6 protein-coding genes are annotated in these 7,352 nt (G+C 60.5%); 3 read left to right on the top strand and 3 right to left on the bottom strand.

The annotated features are described in order from the left end of the window. Positions 1-353 precede the first annotated feature (353 nt). On the top strand, positions 354-1,724 hold the full coding sequence (locus ACS5Q0_RS13815) for a transposase (protein WP_473127223.1): 1,371 nt from the start codon (positions 354-356) through the stop codon (positions 1,722-1,724). Between the two features lie 199 nt (positions 1,725-1,923). On the opposite strand, the gene ACS5Q0_RS13810 is transcribed toward ACS5Q0_RS13815, so the two are convergent. Then, on the bottom strand, positions 1,924-3,615 hold the full coding sequence (locus ACS5Q0_RS13810) for a heparinase II/III domain-containing protein (protein ID WP_473127212.1): 1,692 nt from the start codon (positions 3,613-3,615) through the stop codon (positions 1,924-1,926). Between the two features lie 586 nt (positions 3,616-4,201). Further along, positions 4,202-5,128 (bottom strand): AEC family transporter, encoded by a 927-nt coding sequence (locus ACS5Q0_RS13805; RefSeq protein ID WP_473127211.1) that lies wholly within the window; start codon positions 5,126-5,128, stop codon positions 4,202-4,204. Between the two features lie 153 nt (positions 5,129-5,281). On the opposite strand from ACS5Q0_RS13805, the gene arfB reads away from it, so the two are divergent. After that, complete coding sequence (gene arfB / locus ACS5Q0_RS13800) at positions 5,282-5,704, top strand: alternative ribosome rescue aminoacyl-tRNA hydrolase ArfB (RefSeq protein WP_473127210.1); 423 nt, start codon at positions 5,282-5,284, stop codon at positions 5,702-5,704. Between the two features lie 62 nt (positions 5,705-5,766). On the opposite strand, the gene ACS5Q0_RS13795 is transcribed toward arfB, so the two are convergent. Continuing rightward, on the bottom strand, positions 5,767-6,651 hold the full coding sequence (locus ACS5Q0_RS13795) for a LysR family transcriptional regulator ArgP (RefSeq protein WP_473127209.1): 885 nt from the start codon (positions 6,649-6,651) through the stop codon (positions 5,767-5,769). A gap of 94 nt (positions 6,652-6,745) precedes the next feature. Here ACS5Q0_RS13795 and ACS5Q0_RS13790 point away from each other — a divergent pair, with 94 nt between their 5' ends. Further along, positions 6,746-7,348, top strand: coding sequence for a LysE/ArgO family amino acid transporter (locus ACS5Q0_RS13790; protein ID WP_473127208.1), 603 nt, complete (start codon positions 6,746-6,748; stop codon positions 7,346-7,348). Positions 7,349-7,352 lie beyond the last annotated feature (4 nt).

The raw sequence follows: 7,352 nt of genomic DNA, 5'->3' as shown, positions 1-7,352 counted from the left end.
GCGCAGATCCGGTCTGCTGCAGAAGGCTGGATCGGCGCTCGAAACCGAGGGCGCTACAAAGCAATGAGAGGGGGTCAAATCTTCAGTTCGCCCGAGGGGTCAATTCTTCGGTTCGCTTGACACTTGCATCTCTCCCAGACCTGCCCGCCTCCCTCTCATTTATTCCAGGAACTTGGACACACTGGTTAGTCAGCTCGCCTGGCAAGCGTCGGGGCTGGTGGAGATTCTTTCCGTTTAAGGCCTTCAGTCATTTCCAGACGTTCGGCAAGAGGCAGATTTCGTTGAAAAAGTCCTCGTGAACGGCCGCGGATCGTGATTCCCTGATGAGGCATTCTCAGCAGGGGGATCGGGCCATGATGGGCGAGCGTCTCGTGATGCAGGAGAGCCTGTTCTACGAGTTCCGGCTTGAGGATCACGTTCCCTGCGATCACCTGCTGAGGCGCATCGACCGCTTCGTCGACTGCTCCGGGCTGCGCCAGCGTCTGGCCGGCTACTACAGTGCCACCGGCCGCCCCTCCGTTGATCCCGAGCTGATGATCCGGATGCTGATCGTCGGCTACTGCCTCGGTATCCGCTCTGAGCGGCGGCTGTGTGAGGAAGTGCATCTGAACCTGGCCTATCGCTGGTTCTGCCGTCTTGGGCTGGAGGGCAAGGTGCCCGACCACTCCACCTTCTCCAAGAACCGGCACGGGCGCTTTCGCGAGTGTGACCTGTTCCGTCACCTGTTCAAGGCGGTGGTCCGGCGCTGCCTGGACGAGGGGCTGGTGGGTGGTGAAGGCTTTGCGGTTGATGCCAGCCTGATCCACGCCGATGCCAACAAACAACGTTCTCTGGTAGGCTCCGATTGTCAGGCGCAGGATCATGCGGAAGCCGCGCCTCGGGCTGTGCGCGAGTATCTCGCCACCCTCGATGAGGCCGCCTGGGGTGCGGCCACAGACGTTGAGCCGAAGTTCGTCTCACCCTCTGATCCAGCCGCTCAGTGGACCGGCGCCATGCGCGGTCCGGCGTTCTTTGCCTATGCCGACAACTACCTCATCGACCTCAAGTCAGCCGTGATTGTGGACGTGGAGGCCTCCCGGGCGGTGCGGCAGGCGGAAGTGGGAGCTGCGCGGACCATGCTCGAGCGCACGGCTGAGCGCTTCGATCTCGAGCCCGCGCGGCTGGCGGTTGACAGTGCCTATGGCTCGGCCGAGATGCTGCACTGGCTCGTGGACGAGCAGAAGATCGAGCCGCATGCTCCCGTCATCGACAAATCCGAGCGCCAGGACGGCACCTTCTCACGATCAGACTTCAGCTATGACCCTGAGGCGGATACCTACACCTGCCCTGAGGGCAAGACCCTGACCACCAGCGGCCGGATCGTGAATGAAGGCACGAATAGGCTTTATCTCGGCAGCACCCTTGACTGTGGTCCGTGCCGCCTCAAGGAGGGCTGCTGCCCCAACACGCCGGCCCGCAGGATCACGCGCAGCATCTATGAGCATGCCCGGGAGGTTACGCGCTCCTTGAGGGGCACGGCGGCTTTCGAGCGGTCGCGGCAGGGCCGCAAGCGCATCGAGATGCTGTTTGCGCATCTCAAGCGGATCCTGAAGATGGGACGTCTGCGGCTGCGCGGTCCGTGCGGGGCTCAGGACGAGTTCCTGCTGGCAGCCACCGCTCAGAACCTGAGAAAGCTCGCCAAGCTGGTCACTTCACCAGGGCCTCAGATAATCCAGGGAGCCTGAAAAGGCAGAAGGATACACCTCACCATTGCCCTCATCTCAACAAGGCAAGCCGCATCGCTGTCTCAGCCCGCCTGGATACCGACTTTTTCAACGAAATCGGCCCTGATCTGACATTGGCGCCTCGGGACGAGCGATCGACATGAGGAAGCCCTCGTATCTGCCTTGCTTCTTCAGAAGGGCTTATGCGGAGTTCCATAAACTAAAGCGATTTAGCCAATTCGCTGGCTCGTCGATGAGCGGCCTCACTGAACGTGACAATCCAAGTGATGCTGCGGCTTCCACTTGGGCAGATCGCGCGTAAAGCTGTAGCCGGTGTCATCTCAAGGTACTTGACGCTGGTCCATCCGAGAATGGGGTCCTGTTGGCCCCGTACTGTTTCGATGCTGCAATCGTCGTTCAAAAGCTCAGCCCGCACTTGTTGCCCGTCGCCGAGATCCGCGGTGGCGATCTTGCCAGAGAGCTTAACCTCGAGGTCTTGCGCGAACAGGAGCGTACTAACGAGGCGTTCCTTTTTTCGCGGCTTCAACTCGTCGCGAATGACGAGGTACTCGCCAGGGCGGTAGAGGAGCCGGCGAGATTGGTCGAACAGACCGGGGCGACTGATCGCGCCTGCGACCTCGAAATTGTCATCGCCTTTCTTGACCGGAGACAGCGCCGAACCATAAGGTTTGATGCTCCTGATAGTAACAGGAGTATTCTCGAGACTGATCGTGTTATGGGCTGCGGCGCTCTCAACGTAGCTTCGCATCTCGTCTTTACGATAGCCGTATTTGCCACCATCAATAAGCACAAACCTTCCCGCTTCGAACAGCTCGAAACTGAGGTCATCTGCGTGCTTGTGCCCGTATCCGTGCATCATGCCCGTTACGAAAAGCATGGATTGCTGATCAAGCGGGACCTGTGGCATGGAACGGACGACAGCATAGCCGGAACTGGTGAAGTCCCCGACCGCATAGCAAGATGCCTCGTCGAGACAGAGCGGTCTCTGAGCGGGCACCGCAGCGAGCGAAACACTGCTCCCTTCTGTATCTCCGACACGGGCAAGAGTCCCGTCTGGGAAGGACAGCCACGGCTCAATATCTTGAGCTTTTGCAAGGATTTCCTCTACGTGAGGCGATTTGATCCCGTTTGCGCTTGCCAGCCTCGAAATAACGTCTTTTGCAAACCCATGGTAGTAGGGCGAATGCTCGCGGTGGACCCCTTCCGGAGTGAACTGCCCATCGAAGATCTGCTCGTATTTCTTCCGAGCGAAGTCACGACCGTTTCTGCACGCGGGGCGTGTTTCCGCAATGGTACAGAGTAGGTTGAGGCCGAATACCTGAAATATTCCGTGGTTAGACAGACTGATAAACTCGTCTTTTTGGAGCCGAGCGGCATGATCATCTGCCATTTCATAAAGCCCGTCTCTCATGGACTGGTCGAGCTGAAATGCTCCTGCTTCCAACCGATCAACAAAGAATGCAATTCGCATTGCGCGGAGACCGGTGGCCATGTCATGCCAAGAGAAAGGCGCCTCTTTCTTCTCAATATAATGGAAACGATGCCAATCGTTTGCGTACTTATATGCTTTATCGATGAGTTTCTTATCTCCCGTTATGAAATATTCTCTAAGATATAGGTCTACCATTCGCCAGCTGTGGAAACTGAACGTCCAATTCGTATCTTTAAATGGATCCGCTGACCAATCTAATGGTAATTTTAGAGGCCACGGAGGCAAATCGCCCCGTGCCTTGAACCCCTGTGCTATTTGTGACGACAATCGCCAGTTCGGGAGAAAATAGAGATTAATTTCGCTCTGCTCGACTCGTGGTGCCTTCTGAGCGTGAGTCATAGATGCTGACCCCGTACCAAGTATCACAATAACGAGCCACAGCACCAATCTGGCTTTCATGGTCAGTTTCCACCCCTCATACGTCACTATTTTAGAGCTAAATAATCATTTTACGCCTAAGTAGCAGAAATAAAGGGAAATGTGTAGATCGGTTGGCAATCGAGCGTTAGGAAGGTTCGATATTAAAAATACTATCGGAAAATTGTTGTCGGTTCTTAGAGGTGGCCAAAGGAGCAGTGTTTGTGCTGGCTGGCAGAATTGATCGTGCCACAAGAAATCCTTGGAGGAGAGCTATTGTAAACTGGTGAAGATAGCCCGCCTGCACGCCTGTATACTAATGAATTATTTAGCGTTGTAGGACGATGGGTCTCTCGAACCATCCTCTTCATGCCCGTAGCAAGGTTCCGAAAAGGGGCATGGCGTCGCCTCAGAGGTCTGCAGCTAGAAACATGATCGCGCTGATGAAGCAAAATATTCGCATCGATCGTCTCTGCCGCGGATGCGCTTTCCCAATCGCCTTGAACTTCGGAAAGAATAGCTCTGTAATTGTTCTTAACGACTGCGCCCTTCCGGTGGGCACGCGATCGTCTTTTGGCCTCCTCAGGCCCTTTAGATGAGGATCGCTCCTCGTTGGCGTTGCCAGCTCTCAGCCCAAGACACCGATCAAAAACGGCATGGAGACCATAGCCAGCAGAGTCTGCAGGGTCAGGATCTCCGCCATGAGCGGTGCGTTCCCGCCCATCTGGCGCGCCAGGACGTAGCCGGCTGCGGCGGTCGGCACGGAGGCGGCGATGATCGTGACGAGCAGGTCGTCGCCGCGGATTCCCGCATATTGGGCGAAGGTGACCGCCATGGCCGGCATGAGCAGCAGCTTGCATGACGCCGCCACGGCATGGGGCAGACCGGGCTTCGCGAGGCGGCGAAGGTCGAGCCCCGCTCCGACGATCAGGAGGCCCGCGGCCAGGGAGGCGCGTCCCATCACGTCGATGTAGGAGACGATGGGCTTCGGCAGAGGCGGCGCGAGCAGGTTCAACAAGAGGCCGAGCGCGCAGGACCAGATGAAAGGGTTCGTCGCGAAAGAGCGAAGGATGGCCTTGGGGCTCTGCCTGGGCCGGCCCGCGAAGCGGATGAACACGTAGAAGGCGAGAAGATTCAGGAGCGGCACCATGGCCGCGATGGCGACAGCGATGAGGGCGATTCCACGCTGGCCGAACAGGCTTCCCGCGACGGCAATCGCGACGAAGGTATTCCAGCGCGTGGCGCCCTGAAACACGGAGGTGAAGCTCGGGCCGTCGAGGGAGGCATAGCGTTCGAGCAGGGGCCTGAGCGCCAGCATGAGGCCGGCCATGAGCAGGATGGCTCCCACGAGCGCGCCGCCCACCCCCAGGACGGGGACGGATGTGAGATCCGCCCGGGAGAGCGTGTCGACGATGAGCGCGGGGAAGAAGATCACGTAGGTGATGCGCTCGAGGCCCGCCCATTGCTGGTCGCTCACGAACCCCGTGGTGCGGCAGAGCCAGCCGGTTGCGATGATCAGGAAGGTCGGGATAAGGCTGGCGAAAACGGCGGACATGGAAACGCTTGAGAGACCGGGCCGGCCCGGCGACAGGAGGGTACAAGGCGCTTAAAGCCTATTATCGAGGTCGACAAGTGCCGGATGGGCCCTCATTGGACAGGAACGACCCATGCCCCATTTCCATTTCTTCCTGCCCCGACCGAGGCCCGCATGATTCAGGTGACGAACAGCATCGCGCTCGATGAAGCCGAGCTTCAGGAGAGCTTCATCCGCGCCTCGGGTCCCGGCGGGCAGAACGTCAACAAAGTGGAATCGGCCGTCCAGCTGCGGTTCGACGCCCGCAGGTCGCGCTCGCTCCCGGACGATGTCGCCGTTCGCCTGATGAGGCTCGCCGGCAGCCGTCTCACGCAGGACGGCGTCATCGTCATCACGGCACAGACCTATCGGAGCCAGCAGAGGAATCGCGAGGAGGCGATTGCCCGGCTCGTCGACCTGATCCGGCAGGCTGCGGTGCGCCCGAAGGTGCGCCGCCCCACGAAACCGACGAAGGCATCCCAGGAACGCCGCCTTCAATCGAAGGAGAAGCGTTCCGCCATCAAATCGGGGCGGCGCGCGAAATTCGGACCGGAATAGGGATCGGCCCATAGGCGCCGACAATGCATCGAGCCGCGGGCAAGAGCCTCAAGCTCGGGAATTCAGGCCGGCATGAGCATCTTTCTCGCCTCGTGCACGACGGCACGGGTCACGCTTGCCAGCACAGGCCCGACGATGCGGCTCTGCTGCCAGTACAACGGGACGTCCAAGGGCTGATCCGCCTGGAGCGCAACCAGCCTTCCGGCGCGAAGGTGGGCGCTCACGAGCGGCTCCGGGTTCATGCCCCAGCCGATCCCGGCGAGGGCCGCATCCACGAATGCCTGGGACGAGGGCAGCCAGTGCGACGGAGGGTGAAGGTCGGCCCCGAATACCTGCCGCAGCCAATCTGCCTGGAGCCGATCCTTCTGATTGAAGGTCAGGCAGGGAGCGCGGACCGCCGCCGGCTCGCCAAAGCCATCGGCAAACCACCGGGCGCAATATTCGGGGCTTGCGGTCGCCACGTAGCGCAGGGCCCCCAGGGGATGGCAGTCACAGCCCTGAACCGGGGTGTCGTGCGCAGTCACGGCCGCGACCACCTCGCCGCGCCGCAGCCATTCCGCGCTGTGGTCCTGATCGTCCAGCACCAGATCGAACAGGTATCCGTCCGTCTTCGCCATCGCCGGGACGAACCAGGTTGCGAGGCTGTCCGCATTCACGGCGATTCGCAGGGTCACGGGAGGGCTCTCGGACCGAAGGCCGGGAAGGTTCTCCTGCAAGGCGCTTTCGAGCAGAGCGACCTGCTCCACGTGCTGGCACAGGCGCCGTCCGGTTTCCGTCGCGGTACAGGGCTGCCCTCGGATCACCAGCGCAACCCCGAGCCGCTCCTCGAGTTGCTTGATCCTCTGCGATATGGCGGACGGGGTGACGCTGAGCTGCTGCGCCGCCCGCTCGAAGCTGCCGGTTCGCAGGACGGCCGCGAGGGCGGAGAGCTGGCCGTAGTCGAGCATGAATTAGAATGCCTAATGCAGATTGAGAAACTTTAACTGTTCTAATTGTGCAATCCAGCCTAGCTCGTGTCGACCCCCCTCGGCGGAGTTTGCCATGTCCTTCCCCCTCGTCGCAGGCTTCATGCTGGGCCTGAGCCTGATCCTTGTCATCGGGGCGCAGAACGCCTTCGTGCTGCGGCTCGGCCTGAGAGGAGAGCATGTCCTGCCGGTCGTTCTGACCTGCGCCCTGTCGGACGCCGTGCTGATCCTGGCCGGGGTCGCCGGATTTGCCCAAGTGAGCGCCATCCTGCCTTGGGCCGAGCCTGTCATGCGTTATGCCGGCGCGGCCTTCCTCATCGTGTATGGTCTGCGGAGCTTCCGATCGGCCCTCGCGGCCGAGGCCAGTCTGAAGGTGTCGACGGCACCCACGATCTCGCTTCGGGGCGCTTTGCTCACCTGTCTGGCGCTCACGTGGCTCAACCCTCACGTCTACCTTGATACCGTCGTGCTGATCGGGTCGCTCTCGACCCAGTTTGACGAGGGGCGTGGGCTGTTCGCGCTCGGGGCCATGCTCGCGTCGTTCACCTTCTTCTTTTCGCTGGGCTATGGCGCACGCCTGCTGCGCCCCTTCTTCGCCCGCCCGGGGACCTGGCGGGCGCTCGACGGCGCGATCGGCATCGTGATGTGGATCACGGCCGCGCGCGTGCTGGCCGCTTGAAAGC

Source organism: Microvirga sp. HS2 (assembly GCF_055792805.1).
Note: the sequence above shows the minus strand (reverse complement) of the source record. Positions and strands in the feature narration are given on the sequence as shown.